Annotated in this window: 17 protein-coding genes; 9 read left to right on the top strand and 8 right to left on the bottom strand. The window is 39.9% G+C overall.

Annotation, left to right across the window (positions count from 1 at the left end):
- Positions 1-179: 179 nt before the first annotated feature.
- The 6 genes from ACE1TH_RS00235 to ACE1TH_RS00210 all read left to right on the top strand — a co-directional run bounded on the left by ACE1TH_RS00235 (position 180) and on the right by ACE1TH_RS00210 (position 5,322).
- A complete protein-coding gene (locus ACE1TH_RS00235; protein ID WP_375078185.1) occupies positions 180-1,136 on the top strand; it encodes a glycosyltransferase family 2 protein in 957 nt (318 codons plus the stop codon).
- Positions 1,120-1,539, top strand: coding sequence for a GtrA family protein (locus tag ACE1TH_RS00230; RefSeq protein WP_099302027.1), 420 nt, complete (start codon positions 1,120-1,122; stop codon positions 1,537-1,539). Before ACE1TH_RS00235 ends, ACE1TH_RS00230 begins: the two co-directional genes overlap by 17 nt.
- A complete protein-coding gene (locus ACE1TH_RS00225) occupies positions 1,529-4,114 on the top strand; it encodes a YfhO family protein (RefSeq protein WP_375078184.1) in 2,586 nt (861 codons plus the stop codon). The genes ACE1TH_RS00230 and ACE1TH_RS00225 overlap by 11 nt, the downstream gene beginning before the upstream one ends.
- A 117-nt stretch (positions 4,115-4,231) precedes the next feature.
- Positions 4,232-4,396 carry a hypothetical protein gene (locus tag ACE1TH_RS00220; RefSeq protein WP_176554319.1) on the top strand — a complete coding sequence of 55 codons (165 nt, stop codon included), beginning with the start codon at positions 4,232-4,234 and terminating at the stop codon, positions 4,394-4,396.
- Between the two features lie 92 nt (positions 4,397-4,488).
- Positions 4,489-4,671, top strand: a complete 183-nt coding sequence (locus tag ACE1TH_RS00215; RefSeq protein ID WP_099302029.1) for a hypothetical protein — start codon at positions 4,489-4,491, stop codon at positions 4,669-4,671.
- 96 nt (positions 4,672-4,767) lie between these two features.
- Positions 4,768-5,322, top strand: coding sequence for a hypothetical protein (locus ACE1TH_RS00210; RefSeq protein ID WP_375078183.1), 555 nt, complete (start codon positions 4,768-4,770; stop codon positions 5,320-5,322).
- Between the two features lie 11 nt (positions 5,323-5,333).
- On the opposite strand, the gene fdhD is transcribed toward ACE1TH_RS00210, so the two are convergent.
- From fdhD to fdhF, 3 genes are read right to left on the bottom strand one after another with little or no spacing between them, the layout of a single operon-like run.
- Entirely contained in the window at positions 5,334-6,134 is an 801-nt protein-coding gene (fdhD, locus tag ACE1TH_RS00205; RefSeq protein WP_375078182.1) for a formate dehydrogenase accessory sulfurtransferase FdhD, read from the bottom strand.
- 1 nt (position 6,135) lies between these two features.
- Positions 6,136-6,780: a helical membrane plugin domain-containing protein gene (locus tag ACE1TH_RS00200; RefSeq protein WP_099302032.1), complete on the bottom strand. Its 645-nt coding sequence runs from the start codon at positions 6,778-6,780 to the stop codon at positions 6,136-6,138.
- Entirely contained in the window at positions 6,773-9,727 is a 2,955-nt protein-coding gene (gene fdhF, locus ACE1TH_RS00195; RefSeq protein ID WP_255223834.1) for a formate dehydrogenase subunit alpha, read from the bottom strand. Before fdhF ends, ACE1TH_RS00200 begins: the two co-directional genes overlap by 8 nt.
- A gap of 169 nt (positions 9,728-9,896) precedes the next feature.
- On the opposite strand from fdhF, the gene ACE1TH_RS00190 reads away from it, so the two are divergent.
- Complete coding sequence (locus ACE1TH_RS00190) at positions 9,897-10,706, top strand: formate/nitrite transporter family protein (protein ID WP_375078181.1); 810 nt, start codon at positions 9,897-9,899, stop codon at positions 10,704-10,706.
- 156 nt (positions 10,707-10,862) lie between these two features.
- Here ACE1TH_RS00190 and moaD read toward each other — a convergent pair whose 3' ends face one another.
- From moaD to moaA, 5 genes are read right to left on the bottom strand one after another with little or no spacing between them, the layout of a single operon-like run.
- Entirely contained in the window at positions 10,863-11,102 is a 240-nt protein-coding gene (gene moaD / locus ACE1TH_RS00185; RefSeq protein ID WP_255223836.1) for a molybdopterin converting factor subunit 1, read from the bottom strand.
- On the bottom strand, positions 11,099-11,557 hold the full coding sequence (locus ACE1TH_RS00180) for a molybdenum cofactor biosynthesis protein MoaE (protein ID WP_255223837.1): 459 nt from the start codon (positions 11,555-11,557) through the stop codon (positions 11,099-11,101). Before ACE1TH_RS00180 ends, moaD begins: the two co-directional genes overlap by 4 nt.
- The gene (locus tag ACE1TH_RS00175) at positions 11,535-11,978 is read right to left on the bottom strand and encodes a molybdopterin-guanine dinucleotide biosynthesis protein B (protein ID WP_255225399.1); all 444 of its coding nucleotides are present in this window, start codon (positions 11,976-11,978) and stop codon (positions 11,535-11,537) included. The genes ACE1TH_RS00180 and ACE1TH_RS00175 overlap by 23 nt, the downstream gene beginning before the upstream one ends.
- Positions 11,979-12,022: 44 nt before the next feature.
- Positions 12,023-13,297 (bottom strand): molybdopterin molybdotransferase MoeA, encoded by a 1,275-nt coding sequence (locus tag ACE1TH_RS00170; RefSeq protein ID WP_099302038.1) that lies wholly within the window; start codon positions 13,295-13,297, stop codon positions 12,023-12,025.
- A gap of 16 nt (positions 13,298-13,313) precedes the next feature.
- Entirely contained in the window at positions 13,314-14,327 is a 1,014-nt protein-coding gene (gene moaA, locus ACE1TH_RS00165; RefSeq protein WP_255223838.1) for a GTP 3',8-cyclase MoaA, read from the bottom strand.
- A gap of 104 nt (positions 14,328-14,431) precedes the next feature.
- Between moaA and ACE1TH_RS00160 the strand changes: the two genes are divergently transcribed.
- Positions 14,432-14,920 (top strand): MogA/MoaB family molybdenum cofactor biosynthesis protein, encoded by a 489-nt coding sequence (locus ACE1TH_RS00160; RefSeq protein WP_255223839.1) that lies wholly within the window; start codon positions 14,432-14,434, stop codon positions 14,918-14,920.
- Positions 14,917-15,483 (top strand): molybdenum cofactor guanylyltransferase, encoded by a 567-nt coding sequence (locus tag ACE1TH_RS00155; protein WP_099302041.1) that lies wholly within the window; start codon positions 14,917-14,919, stop codon positions 15,481-15,483. Before ACE1TH_RS00160 ends, ACE1TH_RS00155 begins: the two co-directional genes overlap by 4 nt.
- Position 15,484: the final 1 nt, after the last annotated feature.

The raw sequence follows: 15,484 nt of genomic DNA, 5'->3' as shown, positions 1-15,484 counted from the left end.
GATTGGCAAGACTTGACCACATTCCACTACTTTTTTATACTTTCCGTCATTTCAGCTTTCAGCTAAGATGTTTTTGAGAATCAACCATAATTTACAATATTTCTTTAAAACAACCGTAAGATTCAAGTCTGTCAACAAGGGGTATAATAGGAATATTACTGGCTTATGGAGGATTTTTTATGAACAAACCACTTCTATCTATTATTGTTCCTTCGTTTAATGAAGAACAAAACGTTGAGCCTTTTTATTTTGCATTAAAAAAAGTGCTTGATCAAAGCCATTATCGGTATGAAGTGATCTATATTGATGACGGTAGTTCAGATTCTACACTCCCTCTGCTTCAACGGCTTTCTACTTGGCATCCGCAAGTGAACTACATTTCGTTCACACGAAATTTTGGGAAAGAAGCAGCAATATTAGCAGGTTTTCAACACGCAAAAGGGAACTGCGTCATTGTCATAGATGCTGACTTACAACACCCTGTAGAATTGATTCATGAATTATTAGACGGGTACGAAGAAGGATACGATCAAGTCATAGCTTGCCGTAACCGAAAAGGGGACAATGTTGTTAAGACAGCCCTCTCAAAATTGTATTACAAAATGATTAATAAAGTAGTGGATGTCCGTTTGGAAGATGGAGCTGGTGACTTTCGTTTGTTAAGTCGTCGAGCTGTTGACGCACTCCTTATTTTAAGTGAAGGAAACCGCTTTTCAAAAGGGCTATTTTCATGGATTGGTTTTGATCAAAAAGTGGTTCATTATGAAAACGTGAGTCGCCAAAACGGAGATTCGAAATGGTCTTTACCGAAGTTAATTAATTACGGGATTGATGGAATTATTTCGTTTAATTTAAAACCTCTTCGCATTTGTTTTTATATGGGTGGTACAATTTTACTTGCTGCACTTGTTTACATTTTCATTATGCTCACCCAAATCATTCGGACAGGCATTGATGTTCCAGGTTACTTCACCATTATTTCAGCCGTTCTTTTTCTCGGTGGTATTCAACTCGTCTCTCTTGGCATTATTGGCGAGTACATTGGACGAATTTACAATGAAACAAAGAAGCGCCCCCACTATTTAATTAAAGAAGCAAACGCAACGAAAGGAAAACGTTATGAACGCATTCAGTAGTTTTTGTCAGAAAATCTACCGAAATCAATTTATGCGTTTCGCCTTTGTAGGAGGGATAAATACACTTGTCTTTTATTCCCTCTTCCTCCTTTTTCACCAAGTATTTGCACTCTTTTATTTAGTGGCCCATATTACCGCCTTTGTTTTATCAATGATTGTTTCTTACTTTTTAAACGTATTTTTCACATTTGGCGTGAGACCATCTTTAAAGACATTTTTGCAATTTCCACTAACTCAAGTTGTTAATTTTACCGTATCCACAACCCTCGTGTTTATTTTCGTAGAATTAATTGGTTTATCTCCAGTTATTGCGCCAATACTTGCAGTTTTCCTTACAGTTCCTATTACGTATATTGTTACTGCAAAAATTTTAAAACGAGATGGAGTTACACATGAGTCTTAAAAAAGCCCTACTTCTAATTGGTGCAAGTATTGCTGTTGCCTTTCTTGCCCATGGTTTTTTTCTATATCAATTAACAAATGGACAATTCATGGTCGGACCAAACGATGGTACTGCACAGATGCTCCCTTTTAAACAGTTTCTATATAACTCGTTTAGCGACGGAATGGTCTTTTATTCTCATCAATTTGGTCTTGGCGGCGGCATTTTTAGTCAGCTTGCTTATTACTTTTCAACAAGCACAGTGTTTTTTGTTACGTTTCTCTTAGTCTTCTTAGGAGAATGGTTACACATTTTCCAAAACCCTGGAGACGTTCTTTTTTGGGCAAATGCAGCAGTATTCGTTAACATTTTCCGCCTAACAGTCGTTATTGTAATCACCACGTTTGTATTTCGTTATTTTCACATACGTTTCCTTTATGCGTTTTTAGGCGCTGTTTTGTATGGTGCAAGTGTCATGTATTTTCGCCATGCATCGTTTTGGGAGTTTTTCGCCGATGCTTACTTATGGTTACCTTTACTTGTTTTAGGGGTAGAGAAAATCGTCAGAGAGAAGAAGCCTTGGTGGTTTATCTTTGCAGTCGCGATCTCCATTATTAACAATTTTTACTTCGCCTACATGAACTTTCTATTTATCGCCATTTACGCGATTTTGCGTAGTCTTATAAAATTTTCGCGTGACGAAGTTTCAATGAAACAGCAATTTTTTACATACTTGCCAGCCACCATTCTTGGCTTTTTTATTGGTTCCTTTTCATTTGTACCAGCAGTATATGGATTTTTAAACAATCAACGACCTCCTTTTGAACAATCGATTGAGTGGTTTCATTTTCACGATGAAATCTTTTTTACAAGCCGGTATCTTTTAATTCCTGCTTTGTTTATCTTGTTGATTTGTTGCAGAAGTTTATATCGCTATAAACCGTTTCTTCTATTCACAATTCTTTCTCTCGTCTTTATCGTCTTTCATTATAGTCCAATGATCGGGAGTATGTTTAACGGTTTCTCGGCACCGCAATATCGTTTTCAATACATGGGGGCATTTGCATTTGCGGCAGCTGTCGCTATCGGCTTAAGCAAGTTTCACCAAATCCCTAAAAAAGAAAAGCGTCAAGCGCTCATGCTGACGACTTTCGTCTACAGCGTTCTTTTTACGATTGGCTTATTGACAGATTCAGATGCGTTTCTTTCATTTCAAGCAATCATTCTGTTGATTATGGCGATCGTAACAGTCTTGTTTGGATTCTTCCACATAAAAGGCAACTATAAAGCAACCATGCTTGGGCTCGTCGTAACGACCATTGTTCTCCACCTTGGCGTGACGAATGCCTATCAAAAAGAATGGTTGTTCGAACGAGGAGATTTAAGCGCAACCTCAGAAGAATTTCTACAAAGTCATGCGTACAATCACACCAAACAAAAAGAGTTAATTGAAGCTGCCGACGTTCAGGACCCTTTATCGCGAATTGAATGGGTGACGAACTTTAGAAACAATACACCTATGGTTCAAGACTTTAACGGCGTCAGTGCATACTCAAGCGTGTTAAATCGTGAATTGCTTTTCTTTTACTACACTGACCTGCAAATTGATATGAATCGAGAAAGCGTGAGCAGGTATTCTGGCTTTGGCGATCGTGCAAATTTGCATAGCCTTTATCAAGTCTCACACAAACTAGTTTCAAAAGAAGATCCCGATCCTATTCCATATGGATTTTATGAAATCGAAGAGAACGAAGACTATCGTTTGTACAGAAATGAACTGATCCTGCCTTATGCACGAACAACGTCAAATCTTTACAGCAAGGAAGACATGGCATCGCTGAGCATCATGGACAGAGAACACGCTATGCTAAATGGCGTCATTGTTGAAGACGAGCACGCGACTACTTCTTTTGAAGCGGAACGAAACGATCGAATCAACGACACAACCATTACTGCAGTTGGAGGATCGTATGATAACGGGATTCTTACAGTTGAAGAAGACACAGGTGGTATTGATATTGAAATTGGAGAACGTGGTGTAGATGAAGTCGATGATTACTTCTCCTTCTATCTTTTAAACAATTCAAAAACGGCCCCTCTGTTTCCTTTAACGATTAATGAATTTGAAACAGACCGAAAATCGCTTCAATCAATATACAAAACCGACATCAATCAATTAACGGTACGTGTAGAAGCAAACGAAACAATTTCCTTAAGAGTGCCAGAAGGTGAATACACATTAGACCACCTCGCCCTCTACACAGAGGACTATGACCTTCTGGAGAATCAACAGCAACAAGATGAAACAATCGATGTTGATGTCGATGGACGACATGTCGATATTGAACTAGACAATCCCGACAACGATCAGATGCTTATGTTACCAGTTCCTTATGAAAAAGGTTGGGAAGTAACACGAAATGGGCAATCCGTCGATGTTGAACAAGTAAACTATGCGTTTCTCGGTGTGGAGCTTGAAGAAGGCCAAAATACGATTCAATTTTCGTATCTGCCACCTTTCTTTAAACCAACCCTCGCATTATCAATCATCGGATTATTGCTAACGTTCATATGGGTGTATGCAAGAAGAAAATAATTTCTTCTTGCACCTACACTCAATGCATGCTATTATGGAGTTTAAACCTATTGAAACGGATGAATTTCTAATTTTTCATAGGATTTAAAAAATTAATAAAATCGGAGGTGATTGTGAATGAAACTCTTGTATATCAGCTATGTAACATTGCTTCTGGCGCTCGGTATTGTGTTAATCGGTTTTGGTGTTTTAGATAGCATCGCACCAACAATCGTATTTAGCCTGCTTATCCTTGGATCGGTCCTCTCATTATTGTTTAGCCCTCGTAAAGCGCATAATTAACGTCTTTCCCGAGCCAGTTACTTCAACTTTTTTGACCTAAGTCATTTCGTTCGCTACAATACTCTTAGTAGATATTATGGCGGAGGTCGAACATGTCCAATCAATCAAACGAAAAGCCACCTAATGAAGCATTCGGAATGATATTTGGCTTACTAATCGCAGTTGGCGCAAGTATTGTTTTTGACAGTATTCCAATTGGAATCGTTGTTGGAATTATCGTTGGAACAATGATTAGTTTCTATAGTAAGAAACCTAGAAAAAATCGTGAAGAATAACCGGCTCAGCATTGAGTCGGTTCTTTTCATATTCTCTTTTTAACAGCATAGACTATTCATTAAGACTACGTAACGATGACACTTGGAGGTGTTCTTTTGCTATTCAAAAAAAAGAAAGCACCGTCCTTTGAGCCGCCCCAACCAACTCAAGCTCCTTATCGACAGCCACCACAAAATCCAACTCAAGGGATAGCCAAACCAGCTCCGACCAAGCAACCAACGCCTATTTCTGAAGATCAACTACTTCAACTACAACAATTTCTTCAGCATTCCTATCAATCCGTGACCGACTATGAATATTTGATTGAAAAAGTTCCAACTGAGCAAACCGCATCAACGCTACGTGATATTATTGACGATCACAAAAAACACTATCAAACTCTTTTGCATATTTATCGTTCACAAGCAAATAAAGACCCTGAGATTCGTGAAGCGTCTTTAAACCGAAATGCCTATACCCCCGCTCTAAAGAAGGCATTTGAACAATCTCAATTTCAGTCTCACTTGCTTGAAGAAGCCACACGTTATACTGAAAATCCGCAAATACGTAATATCTATTCCTCTATTGCTAGAGACCATCAGCGCCATGCACTATGGTTCCTCTCTTATCTAACCGTTTTTTCTAAAGATGACATAAAAAACAGAAGCTAGGTTTGGATTGCCTAGCTTCTCTTTATTCTTTCTTGCATGGTATAGACATTCATAGATTGCTGTCGAATAAATCCAACCGTCGTAATTTGAAGTTCTTCTGCTATTTCTAATGCTCGATTCGTCGGAGCTGATTTAGATAGAATCATCTCACAACCGATCTTAGCCACTTTTAAAACAATCTCCGAAGACAACCTTCCGCTAAAAAGCAGCACTTTATCATCTAACGAGATTTGATTTCGCAAACAGTAACCATAAATTTTATCGAGCGCATTATGCCTCCCAATGTCCATCCTCATCAACACGATACCTTCTTGTGTTGCAAGCGCCGCATTATGCACGCCACCTGTTTCTTTGAAAGTATTCGCTGTTTCTTGTAGTTCTTGCATGAGCATAAGACATTGTTCTGGCGTAATCGTTACAGAACGGGTATGCATCGTTTTCGTTGTTTTCGCATCGGAAGCAAAAATAAAACTTTGACGACTCATACCGCAACATGAAGTTAAGTATCGTTTTGTTTGTAGCTGTTGGTGAAGAGGATTAATGGATTGATTAACCGTTAAATGGACAAATCCTCTCGGTGCTTCGTAGCGAATTTGTTCAATGTTATTTACAGAAGAAACAAGACCTTCAGAAATCAAATAACCAACGACCATATCTTCAATATAATCTGGTGAAGAAATCATCGTAACTACTTCTTCACCGTTCATTTTCACCGTGATCGGAATCTCTGTCGCAACCGTATCCATCATTGTTTCCTCGACACCATTACGAAAACGTAAAATCTCTCTTGCTGTTTGTACAGAATATGTCATCTTACTTTTTTCTCAGCATAAATGGAATGGCAAAAGCAGCTGCACCAGCAGCAATCGCAAGCCAATTTATTCCACTCGCTTGGGGCTGGTCATGTCGTTCTTGGCTGCTTTCTTGATACGTTTTATCTGCAATTGTTGTTAATTCGAACTGCGGCTGATGATGTTCAAACTGGGTTTGATCCTCACCCATCCCTTTTAACAACGCAATAAGTGTATTCACGCCTTCCAATGTTTTTGGATCCTTCATTGATTTAAATAAGTAACCAGCGCTTGATTGATTCGTGTTATGTTCATAATCAGCCACTTGATGCAAAGCCGAGTTTATTTTAAATAGCATCGGTTCTAAATCTGCTAGCTTGATGGAACCAAGTGATTGAACAAGAACGAGCAAGTTTTTTAATGCTTGCGTAATATGCGGATCATCCAACGTTTTGACAAGTTGATTTAACAATGGGTTTTTTTGATCCATTAAAGAATGTGCAATATTAAACGCTTCTGTATCATGAAATTTATTTAGAAGACCAAGGACGTCCGTAATGGCGTCCTTGTTCTCTAGTAAAGCATTTTCCAATTCCTGCAAGTCGTTTTGTCGTTGCGTTTCTGGATCAACAGGCATTCGTTTTATGGAAGTTACCGCTTTAGCCATTTTTTGCCTTCCTCCTCGCTTCAACTAAGTCACCAGGGAAAATATAATCACGTCTCGCCCATTTCGCTTCCACATTTACGCCGATTTGTGGCTGTGGATTTCCGTTCCGATGATTAATTCTCGGTAATGGACTTTCACCTTTAGGCTCTAGAATTTCCATTTTCGCAGAAATCTCTTTGTAGGCCGGGGTATCCGTATCTTTGTCGGAGTGGGAGCTTGTTAAGTAGTTAATTGCTCCTTCACCACTCGTATTCATCGGTAGGTACACTTCTTTCCCTTTCACTCGATCCGTCACAATACAACGAACAAAGATATGTCCATATGGAGAAGTTAGTTTTACTTTCGTACCATCTTCAATTCCCCGGTCTTTCGCGAGTTCCGGTGACACTTCAAGAAATTCATTTGGCGTTTTACGACTAATTGCTTTTGACTTATACGTCATATTTCCTTCATGGAAATGCTCCAATAGTCGACCGTTATTAACATGAATGTCGTATTCTTCCTCAAACTCAAGAGGTTTTGTCCACTCAACAGGCCATAATCGAGCTTTCCCTTCAGGTAATGCAAATCCATCTGTAAACAAGAGCGGCGTATCTGTTCCATCTGCTTTAACCGGCCACTGCAAGCTATTGTAGCCTTCTAAACGATCGTAGCTTACACCAGCAAAAAGTGGTGTTAACGAAGCCGCTTCATCCATAATCTCACTCGGATGCGTATAAGACCAATTTGCACCCATGCGCTTAGCAATCTCTTGAATAATCACCCAGTCAGGCTTTGAATCACCTAGTGGCTCAAGAACTTGATACAAACGTTGGAAACGACGCTCCGTATTTGTAAATGTTCCTTCTTTTTCTAAACTTGGGCTTGCTGGAAGGATCACATCTGCATATTGAGCTGTTTTCGTAAAGAAAAGATCTTGAACAACGAAGAACTTAAGTTTTTCAAATCCTTCTTGCACGTAATTTATATTTGAATCAACAATTCCCATGTCTTCACCTTTAAGGTAAAGAACATCTAGGTTTCCATCATGCATCGCATCTACCATTTCATGGTTGTTTAATCCTGGCTCTGCTGACAAGTTCACGCCCCAATTTTTTTCGAAACGTTCACGAACCTCATCATCCGTTACATACTGGTAGCCTGGAAAACGGTCTGGCATACTTCCAAAATCACTTGCGCCTTGTACGTTATTGTGTCCACGTAAAGGATAAGATCCTGCACCTGGTTTCATATAGTTACCAGTAACAAGAAGTAGATTAGAAATAGCCGTGCTCGTATCTGAACCACCGCCATGTTGCGTAACGCCCATTGCCCAAAGGACAGACGTTGTTTTTGCTTCATGAATAGATGTTGCTAATGCAATAAGCTCCTCTTTCGTTAAATCCGTCACTTCCGCTGCATAATCTAGCGTATACGCATCTAAACTGGCTAAATACTCGTCCACATCATTTACATGATTCGCTAAAAATTCTACGTCATGCCAACCTTGGTCAACGATGTATTTTGTTACAGCTGACAGCCACACAAGGTCGCTTCCTGGTGCAGGTTGTACAAATAGATCAGCGCGCTCTGCTAGCTCATGCTTACGAATATCTGCTACGATAACCTTTTGACCATTTAATTTCTGTGAACGCTTTACGCGCGTCGCTAAAACAGGGTGTGATTCAACCGTGTTTGATCCAATTGAAATGATTAACTCCGCATTCGCAATATCTTCAATGCTACCTGAGTCTCCACCGTATCCTACTGTACGCCAAAGTCCCATCGTTGCTGGTGACTGACAATAACGAGAACAGTTGTCGATATTATTCGTTCCGATCACGCCACGGGCTAATTTTTGCATGACATACGATTCTTCGTTTGTACATTTTGAAGACGAAATAAACGCAAGGGCATCCGCGCCTTTATCTTCTCGTACTTCTTTAAATTTAGAAGCAATTAAATCTAACGCTTCTTCCCATTCAGCTTCACGGAATTCGTTTCCGTCACGGATAAGTGGTTTCGTAATACGTTCTTCACTATTTACGTAATCCCATCCGAATTTCCCTTTTACGCAAGTAGAAATGCCGTTTGCAGGTGCTTCAGCATTTGGTTCAACCTTTAAAATTTGTCGATCTTTTGTCCAAACATCAAAGGAACACCCTACACCACAATACGTACAGACCGTTTTTGTTTTTTCAATTCTAGACTCACGTAACTGTGCCTCTAGATCAGAAATCGTCATGAGTGATTGATAACCCGTCTCTACATTTTTTGTAATATTGATCATCGGTCTCATAGAATCATCTTGTATGCCTGTAAGAAAACCTGCTTCGCCTTCCATTCCTACTTCCATCATTGCGTTGCAAGGACAAACAGTGGAACAGTGGCCACAGTTTACACAAGAAGATTCATCTATAGGAGAATTTTTATCCCATATAACTCTCGGTCTTTCTAAGTTCCAATCAATGGATAATGTTTCTGTAACTTGTACATCTTGACATGCTTCCACACATCTACCGCATAAAATACATTGGTCTGGATCATATCGATAAAATTCGTTTCGCTGCACGTCTGCTTCCTTGGAGCTATGCTCCGTTTCTTGATGGGTAACCTTCATTTCTTTCACAGCGTTATGTATCTCACAGTTGCCGTTATTAAAATCACACACGGTACAATATAATTCATGATTGCCTAAAATGCGGTCCATTGCAATTAACTGGGCTTCATGGACATCGTCGGTTCTCGTTTCTACTACATCACCTGGTTTAATTTCAGTCGAACATGAGCGCACATACTCGCCGTTCACCTTAACAATACACGTATCGCAGGTTTCAATTGGCCCTAGGCTTGGATGATAACAAAGACTTGGAATATCAACAGATTCGCCATTCATCGTATTTAATACAGAATCTTTTTGAACCGTTTTCTTTTTTCCATTTAACGTAACCTCGTAAAATTCAGCCAATTATTTTCCCTCCCTTTTGAAAATAAAACTACCCATAGAACATATGGATTAGTTAATTTTACCTTTCCCTAAACTTACCATCAATAAACATCGAAGGATTAGGTCTAAAAAACTGTTTGAATTAAGGAATATTTGGGTATATTCGGTAACATAGTAAAGGAGGATGTTTATGTATAAAGACACATTACATACGTTAAACAAACAAGCTAAAAATAAATATGGCTTGCTACAAAAATCACCATTTCGTTATTTACTTGCTTCGATTCTTGCAGGCGCTTACGTAGGAATTGGATCCCTTGTGCTTTTTGCTGTTGGAAACCCTTTATATGAAGCCAATTCACCATTTGTTAGCATTATGACAGGAGCAACTTTCGGTGTTGCTTTAGCCCTTGTTCTTTGGGCAGGATCGGAATTATTTACAGGTAACAATATGATTTTTATGGCATCTTCGCTCTCTAAAGTAACGAATTGGCGTCAAACCCTTATTATTTGGGGGTGGAGCTACTTCGGAAATCTGATTGGTGCACTTGCCATTTCAGCCCTTGTTTTCTTATCAGGAATTTTTGCTGCTGTAGGCCCAGATGATTATATGATGACTCTAGCCGCAAACAAAATGAATGCACCAATGCTTGAATTATTCTTTAGAGGGATTTTGTGTAACTGGATTGTCTGTCTTGCCATTTGGACATCCTTGCGAGCTGAAGGCGATATCGCAAAGCTCTTTTTAATTTTCGTATTAATTTTCGCCTTCGTTGCCGCTAGCTTTGAACATAGTGTTGCGAATATGTCTATACTCGGTATGGCTCTTATGCACGGTGGATCGGAGGCAGTTACGATAAACGGCTTTTTTCACAACCTCATTCCTGTAACACTTGGTAATATTATTGGTGGAGCTGTCTTTGTTGCTGGAACCTACTTTGCCATTAGCTATACGAAGAAGGAATATCAAGAAGAAGATTTCGAAAAGAAAAGTAGTTAATAGGACTAAGTAGCTCCTTCTACTACATAGTCCCTTTATAGATAACTATAGGGATGCTTTTTCTTTATATGAGAATTTACAGTAAATGAGCGAAAAAAACTTGATGAGTGCGACTTACGCCTTCACTCATCAAGCCTCCTTTTACGACAACGTCTTTTAGCCACCGCTTACTGGCGGTATGAATGCCACCGTATCTGCTGACTTTAACGTTTCTTCATTCGTAGCGAATTCCTCATTAATTGCAACCATCATCGTTTTTAAAGAACCTCGGTCTAATTGGTACGTCTCTTCTATATACGTTTTTAGTTGAGCAACCGTTTTGCCTGTAAACGAGATCTCTAACGTTTTATGCCCTATTTTTTCTTCTAAACCTGCAAATAAAAGCAGCTGAATCATAATGGTCCTCCTGTTTGATAAGACTGTTGCTCCAATTGATCGCCAATCCATTTTGAACCATCTTCCCAGTATTCTTTTTTCCAGATAGGCACCATTTCTTTTATCCGCTCCATTGCATACTCGTTTCCTTCGTATGCTGCTTTTCGATGAGGAGAGCTAACAGCAATGACAATGGCGATCTCGCTAATCTCCAAAACTCCTAATCGATGGGTAATAGCCACTTTTGTTCCAGGCCATTTGCTTTGTACTTCTTCCCCAATTTTTTGCAACATTTTTGTAGCCATCGTTTCATACGCATGGTATTCAAGCCTAATTGTTTTTTTTCCATGGGTTAATTCACGCACAGTTCCAAGAAAAGTGGCAACAGCACCGCAATTTCGATCCATTACTTTATCGATGACGTCTTGAACTTGGATCGGATTCTTTGTTAATTCATACATGGTACTCTCCCTCATTTCTCTCTATATACTCTTTTATGTATGTTAAGGCAGCTGGATCATCCCGTTGAAAGACTGGATATGGTACGTTTTTTATGTTGTCTAACGTGTGATAAAGAACACAGCAAATATTGCTTAAAGAAAGTAACGACAAATCGCTCTCGTCTCGTAAACAGACCACCTTTGGATACGCTTCTTGCTTCCATCCTTCAATAAAAATTATATCTGGACAACATAAGTAAGTTTGAACATCGATCAAATGGGCCAGGGAAGGATTGATGGCATTTGTCGAAAGGTGCACCACGCCATCGCCTTCAACAAGGGAGGAGGCGGAACCCTTTTGCATGAAGCGAGCACTGTCTGTCATACCATCAGGTTCGCCGCCGTGGCCATGATGTTTAATCGTCGCCACAGTTAAATGTGTCTGTTGGAAAGCGATAAGTAGCTTTTCAATAAAAGTGGTTTTGCCAGCATTCTTATACCCTACGACTTGAAGAATGTTTCCCAGGAGGAATCACTTCCTTCATTGCTATCTAAAATCAACACGTCGACTTTGTCCCCTCTTTTATACCCTCTTGTCCCACCGGGTAATAAAATGAGCACGTCAGCTTCTGCAAGCGAAACGACGGATCCGGATTTATCGAGTCCAGAGGGGTATACAATATGGTTTCCTGTACCTTCTTCCAACTTACCTCGAATGAGTCTAGTAAACGGATTCGGTTTAGGAAAATCAACGCCTAGAGTTCCTTTACTTAAGGGAAGGTGCGCTTTTGCTCGTTGCGAACGACGAATGACTGGGCGAGCAAATAGTTCAAAGCCAACAAAACATGCCCCTGGATTCCCAGATAGACCAAACAAGAGTTTCCCACTTTTTGTAGCAGCAACGGTTGTGACGCTACCAGGCCGCATCGCTACTTTATTAAACAATGTCTCCGCTTCTAATTCTTTCACAATTTCAGGAACTAAATCAAAATCCCCTACAGAAGCGCCACCTGTTGTAATCATGAGATCCACTTTATGGAATTGTTCACGAATAATCTTCATACACGGTTCTATTTTATCTTCAACGTGTCCAAGCATGACTGGAATACCACCAGCACGTAATACTTGTGCCGCAACCATATACGCATTACTGTTTCGAATTTTCCCTGGTTCTAACGGTTCATTTACGTCTACTAATTCACTTCCAGTTGCGAGAATGCCTACAACAGGTTGTGCTGCAACTGAAACGTCAGCCACTCCAAAGGTAGCAAGTTGAGCAATAATTCCCGGATGAATCAAACTGCCTGCCTTTGTAATCATTTCCCCTTCTTGAGTGTCTTCTCCTATAAAGGAAATATTGTCATGATGCTTGACTTGCCGTTTAATTTCAATCTCGCTGCTGCTTTTTTCCTGAACAAGCTCGAGCATAATGACTGCATCGCAACCGGCAGGAATCATGGCTCCAGTCATAATTCGAACAGCTTCATAGTCGCCAATTTCTGATTGAAACACTTGACCAGCACCAATCTCTCCAATTACACGAAATCTGACTGGTGTCTCCCGCGAGGCTGAAACGGTGTCAGCAGAACGAATAGCAAAGCCATCATAAGGCGAGCGATTAAAAGAAGGAACAGGATGACTTGCTCGTAAGTCTTCCGCTATCATTCTCCCGTAACTCTGAACAATTGACACCTTTTCCGTTCGTACTTCTAATGGATAGGCCATTACATGCTCAACGGCTTCATCAATTTGAATTGGTTGTCTTCTTTCTACCATTCTGGCACCTCCATTCCTATCCACCTATATAAGACATCTCAATTTTTTTCCTATTTTTAGATGATTCTGCGGTTCTTAATTCTGAATATCGATCAGATCGATTTTCCCAAATTCTCTTTATTTTTTCTTTGATGAACGAGTCCGTTTGACCAGCTCGTAGGTCCTCTTTTAAATCGGTTCCTGATTCAGAGAACAAACAAGTAAACACTTTTCCATCAGCAGAAAGGCGCGCTCTCGTACAAGTTCCACAAAATGTCTCTGTTACGGATGAAATAAATCCGACTTGAACGTCAGACCCTTCATACTGATAACGACTAGCCACTTCGCCAAAGTAATATTCGTCAACAGGCTCTAGTGGAGCAATCTCCGATACGAGCGTATGAAGTTCTTTCTTCGAGACTACTTTTGAATAATCCCAGCCGTTTGTTTGTCCCACATCCATAAATTCAATGAACCTCAGCATGATGCCTTTGTCTTTACAATAACTCGCCATCGGCACGACTTCTTGCTCGTTTAACCCACGTTTAACCACCATGTTTACTTTCACGCCAAGGCCTGCTTCAAGTGCGGCATCAATGCCTCGAAGGACCACATCGGCTTTTGTTGCACGCCCGCTCATTTCTTGAAAAACAGTCGTATCCAAAGCATCTAAACTTACATTCACTCTCTTAAGCCCTGCTTCTTTTAACGACTTCGCTAACTTAGGCAGCATCACGCCGTTCGTCGTTAAAGCAATGTCGTCAATGCCTTCAATTTGATTTAGTTCTTGTATAAGTTCATCGACATTTTTTCTAAGAAGTGGTTCTCCACCTGTTATTCGGAGCTTATTTACACCTAAAGCGGCGAATTGCTTTGCTGTCTGAACGATTTCCGCAAACGTTAGCAGTTCTTCTTCTTTCATAAAAACATAGTCTTTACCGAATATTTCTTTAGGCATACAATACGTACACCGGAAATTACATTTATCCATGATCGAAATACGTAAATCTCGTAGCGGTCTACTTAATTGATCTTCAACATTCATGTTCATACTTTACTGCTCCTTTCTACTCACTTACTATAGAGTGAGAGAAATTAGTTAGATCGTTCGTTATTTATTCATTATGTATATAGAAAGTAGAGGGATAGAAGGCTATGCACCATTTACATGACGTCAATCACGCCACTGTTGCCATTTTAACGTTATCTGACTCTCGTTCAAAAACAGAAGATAAAAGTGGTCAACTTATTCAACAATTGCTAGAAGATCACCATAAAATTGCATCATATATTCTTATACCCGATGACCCGCAACTTTTAACGTCAAATCTGCGTTCCTTAGAAGAAAATCACGCTATTGATGTCATTATTTGTAATGGCGGAACCGGGATAAGCAAACGTGATAACACTCATGCTACCATAAAAAGCTTCATTGATAAGGAATTACATGGCTTTGGTGAACAATTTAGGCAAAGAAGTTTTGAACAAATTGGCGTAAGAGGACTTTTCAGCAACGCCATTGCCGGGGTGGTAAACAACACTGCGATATTCGCCTTACCTGGTTCTTCAAATGCAGTTAAACTCGGCATGGAGGAATTTATTATCCCGATGATTCCTCATCTATTAGGAGAACTTAGAAAATGAACATTGCCGGTCTAGTCCTAGCAGGTGGAAAATCCAGTCGGTATGGTACGCAAAAATTATTTGCTGATTACGAAGGGGCCCCACTTGTTTTGAAAAGTGTTCGTGCGCTTCAACAAGCACCCCTTTCTTATTACATTGTAACAAACGAACAGCTTGCAGCCTATTTTAACAAAAAAAATCCTTTTATTATTGAACAAACGCCCCATGAGGGACCACTCTCAGCACTATACACAGGCTTGCACTATGTTCAACAGCATCACTTTACCCATGTTCAAGTATTAGCAGGTGATTTACCCTATATAGATGAATCATTTACGGTGTTTATGCAACAACAACTAAATCGCTATCCTGATTCTGACGTTCTCCTTCCAGTTCATGGAGGACTCGACCAACCTTTACACGGGTTGTATAGCGTCAACTGTCTTTCAACAATTGAAAGGTTACTACCCGACTTTTCAAGTATGCGCGCCCTTTACTCAACTGTTGACACAAAGCGAATCAACTTTGCAGATGACGTACCTTATTTTAAGAATATTAACCGTATAACGGATTGGAGAGACTAAT

Source organism: Shouchella sp. JSM 1781072 (genome assembly GCF_041949915.1).
In the GTDB taxonomy this organism is placed as follows: domain Bacteria; phylum Bacillota; class Bacilli; order Bacillales; family Bacillaceae_D; genus Shouchella.
This window is presented reverse-complemented; position numbering and strand designations above follow the sequence as displayed.